The sequence below is a fragment of the Parabacteroides sp. CH2-D42-20 genome (assembly GCF_003670185.1).
Taxonomy (GTDB): Bacteria; Bacteroidota; Bacteroidia; order Bacteroidales; family Tannerellaceae; genus Parabacteroides; species Parabacteroides distasonis.
In genome coordinates this window covers 40,656-61,655 of the sequence record NZ_RAYG01000034.1, presented here as the reverse complement: position 1 = coordinate 61,655, position 21,000 = coordinate 40,656, and the positions used below count along the sequence as shown (strand labels likewise).

General features: G+C 41.2%; 14 protein-coding genes. 4 read left to right on the top strand and 10 right to left on the bottom strand.

Annotated features, from left to right (window positions below; genetic code table 11):
• Positions 1–119 precede the first annotated feature (119 nt).
• From D7V92_RS18455 to D7V92_RS18440, 4 genes are all read right to left on the bottom strand, one after another.
• The gene (locus D7V92_RS18455) at positions 120–1,538 is read right to left on the bottom strand and encodes a sulfatase (protein ID WP_121773475.1); all 1,419 of its coding nucleotides are present in this window, start codon (positions 1,536–1,538) and stop codon (positions 120–122) included.
• A 16-nt stretch (positions 1,539–1,554) separates the two neighbouring features.
• Positions 1,555–2,997: a RagB/SusD family nutrient uptake outer membrane protein gene (locus D7V92_RS18450; RefSeq protein ID WP_121773474.1), complete on the bottom strand. Its 1,443-nt coding sequence runs from the start codon at positions 2,995–2,997 to the stop codon at positions 1,555–1,557.
• An 11-nt stretch (positions 2,998–3,008) separates the two neighbouring features.
• Positions 3,009–6,446: a TonB-dependent receptor gene (locus D7V92_RS18445; protein ID WP_121773473.1), complete on the bottom strand. Its 3,438-nt coding sequence runs from the start codon at positions 6,444–6,446 to the stop codon at positions 3,009–3,011.
• A 184-nt stretch (positions 6,447–6,630) separates the two neighbouring features.
• Positions 6,631–7,689, bottom strand: coding sequence for a FecR family protein (locus D7V92_RS18440; protein ID WP_121773472.1), 1,059 nt, complete (start codon positions 7,687–7,689; stop codon positions 6,631–6,633).
• Positions 7,690–8,012: 323 nt separating this feature from the next.
• Here D7V92_RS18440 and D7V92_RS18435 point away from each other — a divergent pair, with 323 nt between their 5' ends.
• The 4 genes from D7V92_RS18435 (at position 8,013) to D7V92_RS18420 (ending at position 14,072) form a co-directional block, all read left to right on the top strand.
• A complete protein-coding gene (locus D7V92_RS18435) occupies positions 8,013–8,564 on the top strand; it encodes an RNA polymerase sigma-70 factor (RefSeq protein WP_008773829.1) in 552 nt (183 codons plus the stop codon).
• A 130-nt stretch (positions 8,565–8,694) separates the two neighbouring features.
• The gene (locus D7V92_RS18430) at positions 8,695–11,514 is read left to right on the top strand and encodes a TonB-dependent receptor (RefSeq protein WP_121773471.1); all 2,820 of its coding nucleotides are present in this window, start codon (positions 8,695–8,697) and stop codon (positions 11,512–11,514) included.
• Between the two features lie 264 nt (positions 11,515–11,778).
• Positions 11,779–13,338, top strand: coding sequence for a sensor histidine kinase KdpD (locus D7V92_RS18425; protein ID WP_005861390.1), 1,560 nt, complete (start codon positions 11,779–11,781; stop codon positions 13,336–13,338).
• Between the two features lie 2 nt (positions 13,339–13,340).
• The gene (locus D7V92_RS18420; RefSeq protein WP_005861388.1) at positions 13,341–14,072 is read left to right on the top strand and encodes a response regulator transcription factor; all 732 of its coding nucleotides are present in this window, start codon (positions 13,341–13,343) and stop codon (positions 14,070–14,072) included.
• A 53-nt stretch (positions 14,073–14,125) separates the two neighbouring features.
• Here D7V92_RS18420 and D7V92_RS18415 read toward each other — a convergent pair whose 3' ends face one another.
• From D7V92_RS18415 to murC, 6 genes are all read right to left on the bottom strand, one after another.
• Positions 14,126–15,535: a carbon starvation protein A gene (locus D7V92_RS18415; protein WP_008773831.1), complete on the bottom strand. Its 1,410-nt coding sequence runs from the start codon at positions 15,533–15,535 to the stop codon at positions 14,126–14,128.
• Between the two features lie 115 nt (positions 15,536–15,650).
• Entirely contained in the window at positions 15,651–16,100 is a 450-nt protein-coding gene (locus D7V92_RS18410; protein WP_005861384.1) for a GatB/YqeY domain-containing protein, read from the bottom strand.
• Positions 16,101–16,119: 19 nt separating this feature from the next.
• The gene (gene ftsZ, locus D7V92_RS18405; protein ID WP_009276488.1) at positions 16,120–17,484 is read right to left on the bottom strand and encodes a cell division protein FtsZ; all 1,365 of its coding nucleotides are present in this window, start codon (positions 17,482–17,484) and stop codon (positions 16,120–16,122) included.
• A gap of 33 nt (positions 17,485–17,517) precedes the next feature.
• Positions 17,518–18,876 carry a cell division protein FtsA gene (gene ftsA / locus D7V92_RS18400; protein WP_121773470.1) on the bottom strand — a complete coding sequence of 453 codons (1,359 nt, stop codon included), beginning with the start codon at positions 18,874–18,876 and terminating at the stop codon, positions 17,518–17,520.
• A 5-nt stretch (positions 18,877–18,881) separates the two neighbouring features.
• Positions 18,882–19,610 carry a cell division protein FtsQ/DivIB gene (locus D7V92_RS18395; protein WP_005861378.1) on the bottom strand — a complete coding sequence of 243 codons (729 nt, stop codon included), beginning with the start codon at positions 19,608–19,610 and terminating at the stop codon, positions 18,882–18,884.
• On the bottom strand, positions 19,607–20,995 hold the full coding sequence (gene murC, locus D7V92_RS18390) for a UDP-N-acetylmuramate--L-alanine ligase (RefSeq protein WP_005861375.1): 1,389 nt from the start codon (positions 20,993–20,995) through the stop codon (positions 19,607–19,609). The genes D7V92_RS18395 and murC overlap by 4 nt, the downstream gene beginning before the upstream one ends.
• Positions 20,996–21,000 lie beyond the last annotated feature (5 nt).

Sequence of the window (21,000 nt, the reverse complement as noted above, 5' to 3'; positions counted from 1 at the left end):
CAGCTTAAAGAAAATGAACCGAGTGGTATAGTAATGAATAAAAAAGAAGGTGCATCGTGCATTACGACACACCTCCCATAAGACACAATAATTTATCAAAACACAAAAGCAGTGCTTCACTAATCCACCCAAAAATCTACTCTTGGAAATAAAGGGAATCCCGTAATTCTATCATTTTGGTCAGGCCTACGCCGTTTCCACCAAGGATGATCTCTTGTCTCTTTCTGCCAATCAACAAGCAATTTCGCCCATTTCTTACAGTCAATAGCATAAGGAAGACGATCTGCCACATTCTCCAACTCATTCGGATCTTTCTTCAAATCATAAATCTCAACCATCGCTCTTGGAGCTACAAATATCTGAGATTGTTCGGGTTTCAAAATTCCATTTCGCTGATTACGTTTTAACTCAAACCAACTCAAACTTGAACTTAGATCCATCGTAGTACCGTGTGGTATATCATAATACGCATTATAAATAAGTTTAATATCCTCTGTACGGATACATCGGATATACTCATCCGTATCATGCCAATTTCGCTCTGAGAATATATAATCCCGACCTCTCAATGATGGATCAAATAATAGCTGACGAAAACTCCGACTATAAACTCCCTCATCCATTCTTACAGCCGCAAAGTCCAATAATGTAGCAGCCAAGTCCACAGTGCTAACCAGTCCATTTGAATGTACTTTATTCTCAGGAATCACACCTTTCCACATAAACACCAAAGGAGTTTGTATACCAGAATCATACAAAGATCCTTTGCAACGAGGGAAAGGCATACCATTATCACTCAAGAACACAATAACCGTATTTTCCATAAGATGTTTCCTTTCTAAAACTGAGATCATTCGGCCAATATGCCCATCCATCCGTGTAATTTCGTCGTAATAATCAGCCAAGTCACGCCGAGTATCTTCACCATCTACCAAATAAGGAGGTACTACCACCTTTGAAGGCTCATTCTCTTGAGGACATACATCACGAAAATAAGGTCTATGACAATCATGAAAACCTATCCAGAGGAAAAAAGGACGATCACCACTATCATCAATAAACTGCTCATAATTCCTAAATGACTCGTCTGATAAATCTCCACCATTAGGAAGATACGAACCTGAGATCATCCGATCAAACTGCTTATCTCCATTCGGTCCCCAATGAGTTTTCAACATTGAACCCGTAAAATAGCCAGCCTTCTTAAAATAATAAGGCATCATATGCGTTGTATCACTTAATTGCATATGCAGATCTTCAGTCCCAATCGCATGCGCAAACATTCCTGTCATCATACTAGTTCGAGATGGACTAGACTGTGGAGATGTTAAAAAAGCTTTTTGAAATCGCACTCCATGACGTGCTATCTCATCAATATTTGGAGTCTTAATAGAAGGATTTCCATAACATCCAAAATCCATCCCTGCATCATCGGCCACAAAAACCACTATATTAGGTTTTTCTTGCGCAAATGTAAAACCTTCAAAAACCGATAGTCCTCCTAAAAATAAAAACGAACTTAAACATTTTTTTCTCATATCTTCTCTATTTAAATCAATAACCCGGATTTTGATTTAATGCGGGATTAATATCTATTTCAACCAAAGGAATAGGGAACTGTATATCATTCTCTGATAAGTTAAAACCTTTACCATTGAAGACTTCTAAAGCACGTCCATTCCTAACTAAATCAAAAAAACGATGAAATTCAAATGCCAGTTCAACTCTCCTTTCATGTTCTACAGCCAGAGCCAAAGTATTATAGTTTTTAGGATACAAATCACTACCAAATGGAGAAAGACCGACTCTAGCACGAACTTGATTTAAGTATGAAGCATCACCTGTCACTTCTGAATATAACAACAAAATATCCGCATAACGAATGATCTCAAAATTTTGACCTGGGTTTTGCCAATTAGGATCATAAAACTTATTCGTATATGGATGATCAACCCAAATATTTGCTCCCTCATCCTGATATCCAAAAATAATAGATATTTCCTTTCGAGGGTCATTTTCTTCGTATTCACTTATAAGATCTTTACTTGGTGTATTTTTTCCACCTCCACGAAAAGTCTCTGAAGAGCCTGGCAGATGAAAAGACCACAAGAAAGGAGTATACTGATTTTGATGTTGGGCATTCACATTGTCTACCCCAGATAAATATTGTATTTCCAATATCGATTCCCTACAATTCTTTGTATCTGGCAAAAACAAATACTCATAATCCTTGACATCTACAACTCCATCATTATTAGAGTCTAAACTATATTTCCCTGAATCGACAATCCTTTTCAATTCTATTTTCGCCAAATCCTTTTCACCAATAGTCAAATAAATTTTAGCCAATATAGAAGATGCCGCATAGGTAGTTATTCTTCCTATGTCTTTACCTTGATAAACTTCGGGTAAATGTTCTTTACAAGACAATAAATCAGATATGATATGGGAGTATATTTCCTTTTTATCCTCACGCAAGTAGGAATAACTCTCCGAAACCGAGACCACCTTCAGAGGAAACGGTACATCTCCAAAGGCCTGTATTAAATTGTAATAGATTAATGATCGGACAAAAAGAGCTTCTGCTTTTATTCGATTCAAAAGTTCATCAGAAGAGAAGGATACAGATGTATTCTCCAATCTATCTAAAATATCATTTATTATAGATATAGCATTATATGCAGTCCTCCATGCGGTTAATATAGTCCCATTATCTGATTTTATTTGATGAAGGACAATATCTTCCGTATAAGAATTTGCGCCATCAGTAAATATCACACATGCATTATCAGAGAATCGCTCACCGTACAAATCCGGAATACCATTAGCATCATAGATGCGGCATAACTGTCTATACACATCATTTGCAGCTAATAATAACTCATCTTCTGTATTATAATAATTGCCTTCTGTCAAATTAGTCTCAGGATAAAGCTCTAATTGATCACTACAAGAGACCATAACAGCCATTACTATCAATAATATATAGTTTTTCATTATTTCATTATTTAAAATCCGACATTGACTCCAAACGAAAAGACTTTAGAAGATGGATAAATATTACCCATAACACCTCTAGCCGAAGCATCGGAGGCATCGCCTCTAAATGATTCAGGATCCCATACATCAGTATTAGTTACTGTAAACAAATTCAAGCCATTAAAATACAGCCTCACAAATTGCATATTCATTTTTTTTACAATATTATCAGGAAGTGTATACCCAAAAGTTATGCTCTTCAATCGAAAATAAGATGCATGGTCAACCCACAAACTTGATGGTCTTTTCTCATATTCACCTAGATCTACCGATAATCGATAATGATAACCATCTCCGGGATTTTCCTCAGAACGCCATCTATCCGTGACCTCTTCCAAAAAGTTTCGTCCTTCATGGTACATTAATGAACGGTGCGCATTATCATCATATATAGCAAAATCATGAGCACCTTGCAAAAGGATACTTAAATCAAAATTCTTATATTTAAAATTATTGGTAAGTCCCCATATGAATTTTGGATTGGGATCTCCTATAAGTGTCCTATCATCCGCATTAAGTATGCCATCCTTATTGACATCCATATATCGTCCATCACCGGGCTTCGCCGTTTCATAATGAGCAGGATCATTATCAATTTCCTTTTGGTTCATATAAACTCCATCATATTTATATCCATAAAAATTAAATACAGAGTGACCTACCATATTTATTTTTTGCATTCCACCATAACTATCTGGAGTAAAAACCATTGGTGCATTATCAGGACCAAGCTCCAATATCTTATTCTTATTTTTTGATATATTGAAATTTGTATTCCATGAAAAGTTTTTATTATCAACATTATAAGTAGATATATTAAATTCAACTCCTTTATTTTCCAACTTCCCGATATTCGTAAATATGGAAGAAAAACCTGTCACCGCAGGAACTGGCACATCCAACAGCAAGCCATCGGATGTTGAGTAGTAATAATCTAATCCTAATTGTATACGGCTTTTCAAAATACCCCAATCCAATCCCACATTAAATTGTTGTGTTCTTTCCCATTTCAAATCAGGATTAGTTATATTAGAAGGATAATATGAGGTTGTCAAATTATTCCCAAAAGCGATCTTAGCCTGTTTCAATTTTGCGATCCAAACATAATCATCGAAATTATCATTTCCTGTCAATCCATAACTAGTACGTAACTTAAGCATATTAATCCAGTCTACTTTCTTCATAAAATCTTCCTCAGAAACTAACCAACCTAAAGAAACAGAGGGAAAATTACCCCATTTATTATTAGGGGCAAAACGGGATGATCCATCTCGCCGAAATGCTACAGAAAGCATATATCTGCCTTTATAGTTATAGTTTATTCTTGCGAAATAAGATATCAATGTATTCTTGGTAATTACATCACTAGATGACAATATTGTTTTTCCCGCACTTAACGCATGCAATAAATCATTATCATAATCTCTTCTTGCTTGACTTGTTTGATAATAATCATTCTTATTATATTCAAACCCCAACAAAAATGATAATTCATGATCCTTCCATGATTTATCATACGTCATCAAATTTTGAAATGTATAATTCCATTTTCTAGACTGATCAACCGTCATTTGACCGGGAGTATAATAAGCCTCTCCTAAATCATGATCCTTCGCCTCATAATTACTATAGTCAATTCTTTTCAAATAATAATTAAATGACGATTTAAACTTCAATCCTGGCAATATATTTAATGAAACATAGGCACTTCCTATCGTATTCAATGTATATCGATTTGCGTCATTATTCTGCATATACAAAGGATGTCCCATATTAGGTCTAAAAAGGATCGTATTATAATTCTCAAATCCAGGAAGATATGAATTACAGCCAAGAAAGCCATCTTTCGTATATACAGGGAATATTGAAGGATATTGAACTGCCCACTCTGCGGTTCGCCAGTAAACCTCTTTTTCATCGCCATAATTAAGGCTCATGCTACCGCCTACATCTAAATACTTATTTATATGAGTGTTTAGCTTCAAGCTCAAAGAATACTTCCTATAATCTGAATCCAACATAATTCCTGCTTGATTAACATAGCCCGCCGATATCAAGTAATCCGACTTCTCGGATTTTCCAGAAATATTCGCATCTAGCTTATGCATTGGAGCCGCATCAAACACTACATCCTGCCAATCTGTATCATACAATGTTTCAGGGTGCTCAAATGCTTCAGGCCATGTATATTTATATTCTTTACGTGCTTCTATAGTATTAGGAGCATTTGGATCTCCCCCTTTATCAACCCATCCATTCTGCGCCGCATCCATATAAGCTTGAGCGTATTCCGCACTGTTCATCACATCTATTTTTTTCATCAGCTTCTGAACACCAAATAAGTAATTAATATTAACTTTGGGCTTCTCCGTTTTTCCACTTTTAGTTGTGATCAAGACTACGCCATTTGCTCCACGAGATCCATAAATCGCAGAGGACGAAGCATCTTTTAATATCTCAATAGATTCTATATCCGCATTGTTTATCAAATTCATATCATAATCCGGTACAGCGACTCCATCTATCACCACCAGTGGCGAACTGCTAGCAGAGATCGAATTAATTCCTCTAATTTGTATGGAAGATGAACTTCCAGGTTGCCCAGAACCTCCTATTACCTGCACACCCGCAATTTTTCCATATAAGGACTGTCCAACTTCTACTGATGGACGCCCCACTACATCTTCATCCATTTTAATAGAACCCACAGAACCGGTTAAATGAGATTTCTTACTAACTCCATAACCTACGACCACAATCTCTTCCAAGGCTTGAGTATCTTCTTTCAATGTAATGGTCTGATTTAATTCATCTCCAACCAAAACATCTTGCGCATTAAAACCAATAAAAGAAACGACCAACACTGCATTTTCTCCCAAACTTATAGAAAACTTTCCATCTATATCGGTGATAGTCCCATTCGTAGTCCCTTTTTCCACAACATTCGCTCCAATAATCGGTAGGCCTTTTTCATCTACAACCGTACCAATGATCGTCTTTTTATCTTGTCCTGATTCTTGCCCTGTTCCCTTTACAGACAGGATAATATCCTTTCCTACAACCTTATATTTTATATTTGAATTCTTAAATATATGATCTAGCGTAGTAAAGACATCTTTTTCCTTTACATCAACAGAGATCAATTGATTGACATCAACTAATTTACCGTTGTAAAAGAAATGGAGATCTGTTCGACTTTCAATCTCTTCCAAGACTTCTTTTATTGATTGATCAAGCATTTTCAATGAAAGAGAAGCATTTTGAGCATTTGTTGTCATAGCAAATGACATACTAATTGATAAACATACAAGAAATAAGGTCAACTTCATAATTCTTGATATTTTAGATACCAACCTGACAAACGCTGATTTATCTCCATCAAGTTGGAAATATAAATTATTCATCATATTTTTGTAATTGATTTAAGATTAAAAAATAAATTTCTTAGTCGGTTTAAAGACCTTCTATCAAATTGTTTCATATGGGAAGATGCTGGTAACATTTTCCCGTATGTTTTTTAGATAGACCAAGTCTACTTTCTTGTTCTTTTATTCCATAGGCCCATATTATTTAATTGTTATACATTTTTCTTTATTTTCCTTTCCAAAGTATAACTCGAGTACGGTTAGTACCTTTGCTGTCATCTGTCTTCATATCTTCTATACGATAATCAATATTTGAAGATATTCTCAAATAGTCTAGTGTCTGAGATAGCAGCCTATTATCTAAAATACCGGTTAAACAATAGCTTTTAATCTCCGCATCCTGAATCACAAATTCAACATTATAGTAATATGACAATTTTTTCAAAGCCTCAGGTAAAGGCGTATCCTTGAACATCAGTTTGCCATCCATCCATGCGGTTTCATAGATCGTATTTATTTTCATCACAGAAATTTCTTCTTTATCCAAGTTGCAAATCGCTTTTTCGGATGGTAGTAACGTCCTATGACTCACATTCCCTGATTTATTCTTCACCTCGAGATTTACGGAGCCCGTCACTAAAGTAGTCGAAATTATATTCTCATCCCCATAAGCTTGTATATTAAACTCCGTGCCTAAAACTCTAACCCTATGCTGATCTCCTGAAGTACTGACAATAAAAGGTTGTTTTTCGTTGTGAGTGACTTTAAAATAGGCTTCTCCTGATAAACATACTTTTCTTTCTTTTTGGTCATAAGACATCGGATAGGATAAAACACTACCCGAATTTAGATAAACAACAGTACCATCCGGTAAATTAAAGCGTGTACGGACTCCCGCATTTGCCTGAAGTGTTATAATTTGAGGATCTCCAAATTCAGAATCAACCTTTCTATGGGAAAATAAGGTTGATAGCCCAATGATAGCAATTATACAAGCCGCAGCGGCAGAGAACCTCTTCAACCAATATAAACGGGTCCGTTTTGCTAATCGTTGTTCCAACTTTTCGTAGGCAATCAATGGATTTCGGCTAGCGATCCGTTCCATCGCATTATTCGCATAATATATACGGGCGGTCTGCAATAAGATCCTCTTATTATTTTCATCCGCTTCCAGCCAAGCTTCAATATAAGATTTTTCCTCATTGGAAGCTGTGTCCTTTATATACCGTAAAAGCATCATACCTTCCGGCTCTTGGAAATTAATATGTCTATTTTCAGTTTTCATTCTTACCTGTTTCTATAACTAAGACAATCCTGAAAGAACACACCCTTAACTAAAAAGCAATTTTTTTCAACTTTCTCATTTTTAGTCCAAGGTAACCGCATCAATTTTTTTTACGGAAGACCGTTAGACTTTTACTACTTACTTTCCCATAGGATATATACTTTATCAGTAAAGTAAGTAGTACTTCATCGGTAAAGTAAGTATATCTTGCGATAAGGATGTCCTAAAAGTGATATTTCGATGCGGTTACCCTAATTTTAATCTTGAATATCCAAGATAAAATATATCTTTGCTTACAGAAAAGAAAGGATGAAGAAGGTGCTATGGATGATTCTACTTTAATTGAACAAATACAATTAGGAAGTAAAGACGCTTTTAAACAGATGTTTATCAAATTTTATTCGCCGCTATGCGAATATGCTTCCCAATATGTTTCTGATGAGGATGCCGAAGAACTTATTCAGGAGCTAATGTTATTTATATGGGAAAACCGAAATTCCTTATTTGTAGAGATATCCCTAAAATCCTATCTTTTTATGGCTGTTAAGCATCGTTGCCTCAATGCGATCAAAAGGCAATTGTATCATGAGCGAGTACATAGCCTGATTTATGATAAGATTAAAGATCAATTTGAGAATCCTGATACCTATTTCGTTAACGAGCTTACAGAGAATATCACGAAAGCGATCGAAGAATTGCCTGAGAATTACCGGGAGACATTTAAACTTAGCCGATTCGGAGAGCAATCTAATCCCCAAATCGCAGAGGCCTTGGGGGTTTCTATAAAAACCGTGGAATACCGGATTACACAATCCTTGAAAATATTGCGGGTTAAGTTGAAGGACTATTTACCTTTTATAATGTTCTTGTTCTAAGAATACTCTCCATAAATCCAAAGGCCTGCACGATTGTTAATAATATCAAATCCATAAAAGTTATATTAAACTATTTTGAGTGAACCTTGTCTATCTTTTCGTAATTGTAAACAATGTAATCCATATAGTTATGAAATCGGGAAAGTGCCTTTTGATGTTGTTGATGATCCTTTTTTCACCGATGGCTTTCGCACAACAAAGCGGTGTTAATGTTACCGGATCTGTCGTTGAGCAAGGTAGTGATACCCCCATCGAGCAAGCAACGGTACGATTGCTGAACGTAAAAGACAGTGCCATGGTACGAGGTGTGGTGAGCGCCCGTAATGGTAGTTTTACCTTGAAAAACGTAAAGAAAGGAAGTTATTTACTACACATCACATTCATCGGATACGATCCATTGTACCAACCCTTGCAAATCACCGGAAAGAAAAACCCCGTAAACGTAGGTAAACTTGAATTAAGCGACGGAGCGATCGAGTTGGGAGAAGCCGTAGTTATAGGTAAGGCACCCGAGGTTACCGTTCGCAACGACACTGTGGAATACAATGCGGATTCTTATAAAGTAACCGAAGGCTCCGTTTTGGAGGATTTATTGAAAAAGATGCCCGGTGTGGAGGTAGATAGCGAAGGCAAGATCACCGTCAATGGAAAAGAGGTGAAAAAGGTAATGGTGGACGGAAAGGAGTTCTTCTCCGATGACCCGAAAGTGGCCTCCAAGAATCTTCCAGCCAAGATGATCGATAAATTACAGGTACTTGATAAGAAAAGCGATATGGCCCAAATGACCGGCTTCGACGATGGAGAGGAAGAGACCGTCATCAACCTAACCGTGAAACCCGGCATGAAGCAAGGTTGGTTTGGCAACGCATATGGTGGATACGGAAGTAAAGATCGGTATGAAGGCAACGCCATGGTCAATCGTTTCGTGAATAATGACCAGATCACGTTCATGGGGGGAGCGAATAACACGAATAATATGGGCTTTTCCGATCTAGCCTCAACAATGTTCTCCGGTATGGGAGGCGGTGGAGGCCGACGAGGAGGATTCGGAGCGGGTAGCGGTATCACCTCTTCCGGAAACGCAGGTTTGAACTTCAGCAAGGAATTCAAGCCGGATAAACTAACTCTTGGGGGAAATACTCGTTATTCCCATTCCGACAATGACGCTCGCAGCAAGAGTGATCGGCAGAATATCCTTCCCGGAGATAGTTCCTCCTATGATAATAGCGAGGCGATGAGCCGTACGAAGAGCGATAACTTTGGCGTAGACTTTCGCTTGGAATGGAAACCGGATACGATGACTCAACTTATCTTCCGCCCGAGTTTCAGCTTCAGCCACAGCATGAACGACAATTTCAGTGATGCTACCACCTTGGATAACGAACGGGATACGGTCAATACCAACAAATCCAGTAATTACTCGGAAAGTAACGGGTACAACCTAAATGCCAGCATCGATTTCAGCCGTAAGCTGAATAACAAAGGACGTGTGTTCAGCGCCACCCTTTCCGGAGGCAATAGCGATTCGTACAGTGACGGCATGAACCGTTCCGACATCGTTTATTTCAACCAGACTGATGCCTTGAAGAATAGCATTATCGACCAGCGCTCACGTTACGACAACAAAGGTTTCAATTACCGGGCCTACGTATCGTGGGTAGAACCGATCGGGCATAATAATTTCATCCAAGCCACTTATAGCATCAGCCAACGGAAACAAGAAGCCTTGAAGAATGTTTACAACCAAGACGCTAATGGTATATATAATGTATTAGATTCCGCCTACAGCCAAAGCTATCGCAATAACTTTATCAGCCAACGGGCCAGCTTGAGCTTCAAGTCTCAACGGGCAAAGTTCAACTACACGATCGGCTTGAATCTGGACCCATCCTATTCCAGCAGCGAGAATTTCGTTGGTGACACGACCTTATCCAAGATAACCCGTAAGGTGGTCAACCTCTCCCCGATGGCTCAATTCAACTATATGTTCGATAAGCGTACGAATCTTCGTATCATGTATAATGGCCGTACCAGCCAACCGAGCATGACTCAATTACAACCGGTAGCGGATATCTCGGACCCGACGAATATCACGATCGGTAACCCGGATTTGAATCCCCGCTATACGAACAACGTATTTATTCGTTTCCAACAGTTCACGCCGGAGAAACAACGGGCCTTCATGATCATGGCAAACGGTAGTTATATCATCAACGATATCGTAAGTTATACCTCTTATAACCAAGAGACAGGTGTAAAGACCACCACTTACAAAAACGTAAATGGCAACTATAGTGGCAACGTCCGTATGATGTTGAACACCCCCTTGAAGAATAAGAAATTCTCCATCAACTCCATGACAATGGCCTCGTTCGCTAATAGCAACGGATATATCAACGAGGAGAAGAATACGAACCGGAATCTCATATTGTCCGAACGTGGTGGTATCGACTTCCGCTCCTCTTATCTGGATCTGGGCGTAAACGGGAATATTCGTTACAATGCCACCAGCAACTCCCTGCAAAAGGAAAATAACCAAAACACCTTCAATTACGGAGCCGGCGGTTACACGACAATCTATCTGCCCCTCAATTTCAAGATAGAGAGTGACGTGAACTGGTCTACCAACTCTGGCTACGGGGACGGATTCAAACAGAACGAAGTCCTATGGAATGCCTCAGCCTCCAAGTCTTTCTTAAAGAATAACCAAGGGACGCTCCGTTTCAAGATCTACGATATCCTGCAACAACGAAGCAATATCTCCCGTTCCGTTACCGCTAGCTATATACAAGACTCAGAATATAACACGCTAGGCAGTTATTTCATGGTACACTTCATCTATCGGTTCAGCATCTTCAAAGGTGGAGCCAGTGCCAGCGACGTGAAAACGCCGGGTAGAAGCGGACGGGGAAGAGGTCCGATGGGTCCTCCTCCGGGACATCGATTTTAATCCCCTAAGTGGAGACTTTATAAAGTCCGGGCGCAACAAAGAACGCACCGGACTTGTTTTTACGTAGGATAATATATAAAAAACTTAGGATAAAATAACGCTAACTAGCGCATTAACAGCGGAGTTTCAATGCTTAGCTAGCATACATCCTCTATGCCCACAAAGCATTATTAACATTTCAAACGGATTATTTTTACCTTTTTTGTGTAAATATTAAACTAAAACATACGTTATTTGTTGCAATATTAAGAGAAAGATATTGATATGAGGAAGTCGACAATTTGGTTGCTTGCGGTAGTTATGGCTTTTGCCTTCGCCGGGTTATTATACCTACAGGTAAACTATGTGAGCATTATACTTAAGACACGCAGCGAACAGTTCAATGAGACTGTCAAAAGAAGCCTGCGCCAAGTATCTAAGAATCTGGAATTGGATGAGACCCGTAAATACCTCGAGGATGATATCAACCGGGATGAGACAAATTTCATGTATCAAAATGCCCCGGATGCCCAAAGCCTAGGACAAGTGATCAACCATGAGAAATACCAATTACAGATCAAGGATTCTAATGGAACCGTTCAACAAATAGAGATGCAAAGTTTTAGCGCCCATAAGTTCGAGCCGCTCTCTTCCTTGTCAAAACGGCAGTCTGCCAACAGCATCGTAAACACATCTAAAGATTTACAGAAGACACTAAAAAGACGTTACCAGTACCAAGGTGGACTGATAGAGGAGGTGATTTACAACATCTTATACACCGCGAATCTAAAGCCGATCGAGGAACGTATAGATTTTAAAAAGCTGAACAATTACTTAAAAACAGAATTTATTAACAACGGTTTGAACTTGCCGTTTGTGTTTTCTGTTATTAACAAAGATGGAAATGTAGTATACCAGAGCGGAGAATTCCAAAAGCAACCGATCGCCTCTGACGTGATCACCCAAGTGCTTTTCCCGAACGATCCCCCATCGAAACTAAACTACCTGAGAGTTTATTTTCCGACGAAAGGGGATTATATCTCAAGCTCTATTACTTTCATCGTTCCATCGGTTATATTCTCATTGATCCTGTTGATAACCTTCGTCTTCACGATTTACATCGTATTCCGTCAGAAGAAGTTATCCGAGATGAAAAACGACTTTATCAACAACATGACGCACGAGTTGAAGACACCGGTATCCACGATCTCGCTCGCCGCCCAGATGTTGAAGGATTCGGATATAACGAAGAGTCCGGACGTATTCAAGCATATATCCGGCGTAATCAACGACGAGACGAAGCGATTGAGCTTCTTGGTCGAGAAAGTGCTACAGATGTCTTTGTTCGAACGACAGAAAGCAGCGCTTAAATTGAAAGAAATTGACGCGAATGATTTGGTAGCGAACGTGGCTAACACCTTCGTTTTAAAGGTTGAGAAGTACGGAGGTACAATGGATATAGACCTGCAAGCTACAGAATCGGATATATATGTGGATGAAATGCATATCACCAATGTATTGTTCAACTTGATGGACAATGCGGTTAAATACCGCCGCCCGGAAGTTCCGCTTACATTGATGGCACGCACTTGGAACGAGAACGGAAAGCTGTTGATCTCCGTGGAAGATAATGGTATCGGTATCAAGAAAGAATATCTGAAAAAGGTATTCGACCGTTTCTTCCGCGTACCGACAGGCAACGTACATGACGTGAAAGGGTTCGGTCTCGGACTCGCTTACGTACGCAAAATTATTGAGGACCACAAAGGTACGATCCGTGCTGAAAGTGGTGCCGGAAACATTGGAACAAAATTTATTATTACTTTACCTCTTATAAAAAGTTAGTTATGGAAGAAAAACTAAAGATCTTCTTTTGTGAAGACGATGAGAATTTAGGAATGCTTTTAAGAGAATACTTACAAGCTAAAGGGTATGTAACGGACCTATTCTCTGACGGAGAAGCCGGATACAAAGGTTTTACCAAAGGTAAATACGATCTTTGTGTGTTGGATGTCATGATGCCAAAGAAAGATGGTTTCACCTTGGCACAAGAAATTCGCTCTATCAATCCTGATATCCCTATTATCTTCCTTACAGCCAAGACTATGAAGGAAGACATCTTGGAAGGATTCAAGATCGGTGCGGATGACTACTTGACAAAACCGTTTAGCATGGAAGAGCTATTGCTTCGTATCGAGGCTATCCTTCGCCGTGTGAAAGGTAAGAAGATGAAAGATATTCCTTTCTACAAGTTAGGAAACTTCTTGTTCGATACCCAAAAACAAACGTTGGCTATCGGCGACAAGGTTACGAAACTTACCACGAAGGAATGCGAATTATTAAGTTTGTTGTGCGCCCACGCAAATGAGATCCTTGAGCGTAACTACGCCTTGAAGACAATCTGGGTAGACGATAACTATTTCAACGCTCGTAGCATGGACGTTTATATCACGAAATTACGTAAATTGTTGAAAGACGATCCGGGTATCGAGATCATCAACATCCACGGCAAGGGTTATAAATTAATCACTCCTTCCGGGGAGGAACAAGCCCGTGAGGAAGGCATACAAGTGCTTTAATTCACTTGAACAATAACGACAGAAAAGGCTGGCTAAATGTAAGCCAGCCTTTTTTATACTTTCTTTCTTTTCCAGACTAAGAAGATCCCGAAAACGATCAATGTAACTAGTAGCCCCAAAAGTTGAGAAAAACCGGAGGAAAGACCAAACCCTTCCGGAGCTACAAAAATATAGGTAGAACATACCGCCGTCATGAATAAGGCGGGAATCAAGGTTATCACATATAATTTCTTTGCTTGTACCAAATATACGGTTAAGGCCCATAGGGTAAATACTGCCAACGTCTGGTTACTCCATGCGAAATAACGCCAGATCATATCGAAGCCATCCTTATCTTTTTGACTATATAATAAGATTCCTATCGCAACGATAAACATGGGAATACAGATCATCAGACGTTTGACCACCGTTTTTTGCTCCATATGCAGGAAGTCTGCGACAATCAGACGAGCCGAGCGGAAAGCCGTATCGCCAGAAGTAATCGGAGCTGCTATCACACCCAGTATCGCTAATACACCTCCGACAGCGCCCAGCCACTCTTTCGTGATACTGTCTACTACGACAGCGGCATTGTTCTCCTCCATTCCGTTATTATGGAAAAAATACGTAGCGGCGGCGGCCCAGATCAAGGCTACGATACCTTCGGTAATCATCGCTCCGTAAAATACGGGACGGGCGTATTTCTCACTTTTCATGCAACGGGCCATCAATGGACTTTGGGTAGCATGAAAGCCAGAGATAGCGCCACAAGCGATACTAACAAACATGATCGGAAAAATAGGCAAGCCTCCCGGATGCGTATTACTAAGTCCATCCGTAATCTCAGGTAACGGCGGCTGGTTAATAAATAACATAACCAAGATACCTACGGCCATAAATAGCAAAGCGATGGCGAATAATGGATAGATCTTTCCGATAATCTTATCAACAGGTAATAGAGTAGCCAGTATATAATAAATGAATACGACGATAATCCAGAACGTAGCATCTAGATATTCCGGAGTCAGTTTAGCCAGCAACCCCGCAGGCCCAGCTACGAAAACAGCACCCACCAAGATCATCAAGATAACCGTAAAGCCCCGCATAAATTGCTTAAAGTTGTTCCCCAGATACCGTCCGATCAATTCAGGAAGACTTTCTCCATCATGCCGCAACGAAAGCATTCCCGATAGGAAATCATGGGTAGCGCCCGCAAATATACTTCCCAATACGATCCAAAGGAAAGAAGCTACCCCAAATTTAGCCCCCATGATAGCGCCGAAAATAGGTCCCAGACCCGCTATATTCAAAAATTGGATCATGAAAATCTTCCAAGTAGGCAAGGGTATATAATCGACACCATCTTGTTTCGTGAAAGCGGGAGTAACCCGGGAGGGATCTACGCCAAACACCCGCTCGACAAATTTACCATACGTAAAATATCCAACGATAAGGGCTATCAGACAACATGTAAAAGTAATCATGGTTTTCTAAAGAATTAAATTGTCAAAGGAAAAGGTATATACGAGAAAACCGTACCAAGGGCATTCTAACGAGTAATTGTCAGAATGCCCTTAGTGCGGTCTTCGTATGAATCAATTAATTAAGTAAACGCTTAACCGTCTCGGAAATCATCCGTCCTTCGGCTCTTCCTGCCAATGCTTTTGAGGCTACACCCATTACCTTACCCATATCTTTCGGGCCAGCGGCACCGACTTGAGCGATAATAGCTTTCAATTCTTTCTCCAATTCCTCGGCAGACATTTGTTGAGGTAAATATTTCTCAATCACTTTTACTTGCTCCAACTCAACATCCGCTAGGTCTTGACGGCCCTGTTGCACATAAATCGTAGCGGAATCTTTCCCTTGTTTCACCAACTTCTGCATGATCTTCAAGGCATCCGCATCCGTCAGCGTATCATTGGCTCCCGGAGCGGTTTTCGCTTCCAAGAAAAATTTCTTTACATTTCTCAATGTCTCCAAGGCGACTTTATCTTTCGCCTTCATAGCGTTTTTAATGTCTTCACTGACTTGTTCAAATAAATCCATATCCTTATTATATTATTAACTATCGGAAACTGATCACTTGTTTACCCCCCCGCTGAGAATCTTGGCGAGATTGGTTAGCCGGTTGCTTCGCCGTTGTCGGAGCCGATACTTGAATATCCTCTCCCGCTACTTTGGAACGGGCACGGGCTACGATCTTCGGATCCCGGTTATAAGTCGGATTATCCTCTATCAAAGCGATCAAGGCATCATCGTCCAACTCTTCCTGAGTCAAAACTACCGCTTTCGCACGAGAGGTAAAACGACCCACCTTTTGTGCGGAAGCACCATAATATTTACCAATCAAATCACGCTCCTTACGCTCTTTCTCGATTCGCTCTTCTTCTAAGCGCAATTCTTCTTCCGTCATCTGAGCGGCTTCATTCCTGCGTTTATCAGCGATCAATGGAATATCATCCATCGTAAATCCAGTAGCGAGGATCGTCATTTTCACTTTATTACCTAATGTATTATCCACGGCAGTACCCCAGATAACCTCTATATCACGGTTGAACTCGGACATAAAGTTATGCACGTCGTTCATCTCCTCCATGCGCAACTCGGCTTCCTCGCTGAAATATACGTTGAACAGGATTTTCTTGGCGTTCTTTACGTCGTTGTTGCTTAATAGCGGAGAATTCAGAGCGTCTTCCACCGCTTGGCGAACACGTCCTTCTCCTTCACCAAAACCATTACTCATCAAAGCGACACCACCATCTTTCATCGTGGTGTTAACATCGGCGAAGTCGAGGTTGATAATACCCGGAAGCGTAATGATCTCCGCGATACTCTTGGCGGCGATCGTCAAGGTATCATCGGCCTTGCCGAAAGCGTTCATCACGGAAAGGTCCGAATAAATCTCACGCAAACGCTCGTTATTGATCACCAATAAGGCATCCACGTTCTTCGCGATCTCCTCCACACCATTCAAGGCCTGTATAATCTTACGCTCACCCTCGAACAAGAAAGGAATGGTTACGATACCTACCGTCAATATTCCCATATCCTTCGCGATACGAGCGATAACCGGAGCGGCACCCGTACCGGTACCACCACCCATACCGGCGGTAATAAATACCATCTTCGTACCGTCGTTCAACATACCTCGAAGATCGTCCAGACTCTCCTCGGCCGCCATCATCGCACGTTCCGGCTTATTTCCCGCGCCCAATCCCTGCGTGATCTCACGTCCCAGCAACAACTTGATAGGAACATCCGAACGGTTCAAGGCTTGATTATCCGTATTACATAACACGAATGTAACATCGTGTATGCCCTCCTTATACATATGAGTAACAGCGTTTCCGCCACCGCCTCCAACACCAATCACCTTAATGATTTTGGGAGTATCCGTAGGATAATTAAAATTTAATATTGTATCGTCCATTGTCTTCCGGTTTTATTACATTCGTAGATCACGTTATTTACTCTCGTTATCATCGTCATCGAAGAGGGTTTTACCAAAGGTATCGATTCCTTTTGTCAACCGCCCGAACAAGCCGGGACCTTTTTTCTTCTCTTTCTTCGGCTTCTCCTTGACGGGTTCCGGTTCCGGAGTCGGTTCCTCTGTCGGTTCAGGCTCAACCACCGGCTCAATCTTAGGCTCCGGTTTAGGAGGAATATATAACGCGCAATTCTTAGTTCCTTTCGCCAAGAGGCCGACGGCTACCGCATATTCGGGATTGCTGGCGACCACTAAATCACCACTAGCGACAACCCCCTTGCGAACCGCTGAATAGCGAACCTCCATCTTCAAGCGTTCGCTCATAACAGCCGGTAAATTCTTCAAAGCGGCGCCTCCACCCGTAATCACGATGCCAGCACCGAGAACGCTCATCAAGCCTGTAGCCTCCAGACGAGCATATACATTCTCTAAGATCTCATCCATACGGGCCTCGATCACACCGTTCAACTCGGCCAGCTTAATCTCACGCAAGCCCATTCCATCCGCTAAACTCACTTGGATGGTCATATCATTATCCCGGTCCGCTTTCGCGCTACCATAAGTGATCTTCAAGCGTTCCGCCTCAGACTCTACGACCCTGAGATTGGTTATATCTTTTGTTATCAAATTACCTCCAAAGGGAACAACGGAAAGGCTGGCCAACTTACCACCCTTATAGACAGATATCGTCGTCACGCCGGCACCGAAACCGATCAAGGCGCAACCCAAGTCCTTCTCATTGTCGCTCAAGACAACATCTCCCAACGCGAGGGGTGACACCAGAATACCGGCGATCTCGATTTTCGCTTGTTCCGAGATGCTATTGACAATATTTAATTTCAACGAAGGACGTCCAACAATCAACTTGTAACGAGCCTCGATACGGCTACAAGGCACACCCACCGGGTTGGACTCTGGTTTATCATCTAAAAAATAGGAAGGAGAAACCACGTCAAGAACGGTCAACATATCCGGACGATAATCCTTACACTCTTGATAAAGAGAGTCTATGATCTCCTCCGTAACCACTCCTTCCGTTCCCAACACCTTGCAAACCGTATGCTCGATAGAACGGAGTGACTGGCCACCCAGTCCCACATATACCTGCCCGATCTTGGTCCCCCCCAGTTTATTCTCCAACTTGAGGATCAAGCGTTTTATCTTACTCGCCGTCTCCTTCACGTTATATACACATCCTCTTCGTATGCAGGTGCCGGAGTTCTCAACTTCGTAGGCGATGATTGAAAGAGCGCCCGTCGCATTCTTAGTCCCCACCATTCCTACCATATGGGAGGTACCTAGGTCAATAGCTGCTATAAAGTCTGTGTATGCCATATCATCTATTTTTTAGTACAAACAATCTGATTCTTATATTTTAAATTAATCATACTGTACTTTTCCCAACCCACTTTAGGGATCGCTTGTTCATAGAAAAGCTTTAAATTCGCAAGCTTTTCTTCGAATTCATCCAAAGTACCCAACATGATCCGGTGGTTACCCACTCTTGGAATAAGTTCTATATCATTATCCGGATAGACATAGATTTGTTCAATCTGGTCATTCCAGAACTCATTCTCTTGCAAAAATAATGCAAATTTGTATAAGTCGGTCACCGCAAGCTCTTTTTCCACATATCCACTCACAATTGGCACATGCGCGGCATACCGACGACTGATCGGCATGGTGGTTCCCAGATTATCCACGTAATAACTACCTCTTACGCCCATAATCCGGAGGATAGGCATCTTTTGCATGACCTCTAGCTTGATAATACCCGAAGGAGTCTTATACGCCTCCACTTGGGCGATCATCTCATTCTTAAGCAATTCCGTCTCTATCCGATCCGTATTCACGTCGGCCATTGGCCGCTTGATCGGATCTAGCCCGGCTTTCTTCAGTATAGACACAAGGTCACTCTCGCTCACGAAGTGTTTATCCAGACTGTCTTTCACCACGACTTGCAGATCTTGGCAAATAGAGTCCTGACGTATTTCCCGAAAGAAAAACGACACAAACACGATGTAACAGAACAACAACGTGGCTACTACTATGGAAATTATTCGGATCACGGTTTCCTTATTTGTTTACATAAAATCTCTTTTACAGGCTCCACCAAACGGTCGATATTGCCGGCGCCTACCATTAATACTACCTCATATTTCCCGGCGGCAACCACGTCCAAAAGCTCTTCCTTCTTACACAGCGTCTTGGAAGGGATCGTCACCTTATCAAAAATGATCCGAGAGCTCACCCCCGGAATCGGTTCCTCACGAGCCGGATAGATATCCAGCAAGATCAACTCATCCAATAAAGAGAGACTCGCGGCGAAATCACCAGCGAAATCCCGGGTACGGGTATATAGATGCGGCTGGAAAATACCTGTCACCTTACGACCCGCATATAATTCCTTCACCGACAAGATACTCTGTCGCAATTCGGCCGGATGATGGGCATAATCATCGATCAATACCACTTGATCAGTCTTCAAATGGAAATCGAAACGGCGGCGAGGTCCGGCAAATGTAGCCATACCCTTTTTCAAATCCTCCGGTTTCACGCCGTTCAACCAAGCGATCGCCATAGCCGCTACCCCGTTCTCTATATTAACCTTTACGGGAACACCTAATTCCACATCAGGAATACGGATTTCCGGACCAACGAAGTCAAAGGTAATATTTCCGTCGCAAATACGAATATTTTCAGCGTAAAAGTCCGCTATTTCCGTAACGGAATAGGTATATTTCTTGACACCCTCCTGTAAACGGGGCGTTACGTTGATTCCCTTCTTGATCAGTAGACAACCATCAGGACGAATTAAGGAGGTAAATTTCTCGAAACTCTCCCGGTAAGCCTCCGCCGTACCGTAAATATCCAGATGATCTGGATCTGCGGAAGTAATCACTGCCATATAAGGAGTAAGCCAATGAAAAGAACGATCGAACTCATCCGCCTCGATCACGGTAAAGTCGCTCGTATCAGACAACATCAAATTACTCTCGTAGTTCTTTAGGATTCCTCCGAGGAAAGCATTGCAATCCACTGGCGATTGTTTCAGCAAATGAGCCAGCATAGAAGAGGTCGTTGTCTTGCCGTGCGTTCCCGCCACGCATAAACCCCGGCTGCTTTTCGTGATCTCTCCCAAGACACGTGCCCGCTTCATCACCTCAAAACCGTGCGCCCGGAAATAGGTCAATTCCGTATGCGACTCCGGGACCGCCGGCGTATAAACCACCAGCGTATCATCGGGCGACTTGAACGCTTCCCCGATCAAAGCTACATTATCCTCATAGTGAATATCGGCTCCCTCCTTTTTCAACTCCTCGGTTAAATCGGAAGGGGTCTTATCGTATCCGCCCACTCGTTTTCCCTTAGCGAGGAAATAACGGATCAAGGCACTCATTCCAATGCCCCCGGCACCTACGAAATACACCGCTGTCACTTTATTTATATCCATATTCC

Bases quoted from the DNA above. Each gene is read 5' to 3' on its own strand.
- D7V92_RS18440 (WP_121773472.1), bottom strand. From the start codon at position 7,689: ATGAAAACTGAAAATAGACATATTAATTTCCAAGAGCCGGAAGGTATG.
- D7V92_RS18415 (WP_008773831.1), bottom strand. From the start codon at position 15,535: ATGATTACTTTTACATGTTGTCTGATAGCCCTTATCGTTGGATATTTT.
- D7V92_RS18445 (WP_121773473.1), bottom strand. From the start codon at position 6,446: ATGATGAATAATTTATATTTCCAACTTGATGGAGATAAATCAGCGTTT.
- D7V92_RS18430 (WP_121773471.1), top strand. From the start codon at position 8,695: ATGAAATCGGGAAAGTGCCTTTTGATGTTGTTGATGATCCTTTTTTCA.
- ftsA (WP_121773470.1), bottom strand. From the start codon at position 18,876: ATGGCATACACAGACTTTATAGCAGCTATTGACCTAGGTACCTCCCAT.
- D7V92_RS18450 (WP_121773474.1), bottom strand. From the start codon at position 2,997: ATGAAAAACTATATATTATTGATAGTAATGGCTGTTATGGTCTCTTGT.
- D7V92_RS18425 (WP_005861390.1), top strand. From the start codon at position 11,779: ATGAGGAAGTCGACAATTTGGTTGCTTGCGGTAGTTATGGCTTTTGCC.
- murC (WP_005861375.1), bottom strand. From the start codon at position 20,995: ATGGATATAAATAAAGTGACAGCGGTGTATTTCGTAGGTGCCGGGGGC.
- D7V92_RS18455 (WP_121773475.1), bottom strand. From the start codon at position 1,538: ATGAGAAAAAAATGTTTAAGTTCGTTTTTATTTTTAGGAGGACTATCG.
- ftsZ (WP_009276488.1), bottom strand. From the start codon at position 17,484: ATGGACGATACAATATTAAATTTTAATTATCCTACGGATACTCCCAAA.
- D7V92_RS18435 (WP_008773829.1), top strand. From the start codon at position 8,013: ATGGATGATTCTACTTTAATTGAACAAATACAATTAGGAAGTAAAGAC.
- D7V92_RS18410 (WP_005861384.1), bottom strand. From the start codon at position 16,100: ATGGATTTATTTGAACAAGTCAGTGAAGACATTAAAAACGCTATGAAG.
- D7V92_RS18420 (WP_005861388.1), top strand. From the start codon at position 13,341: ATGGAAGAAAAACTAAAGATCTTCTTTTGTGAAGACGATGAGAATTTA.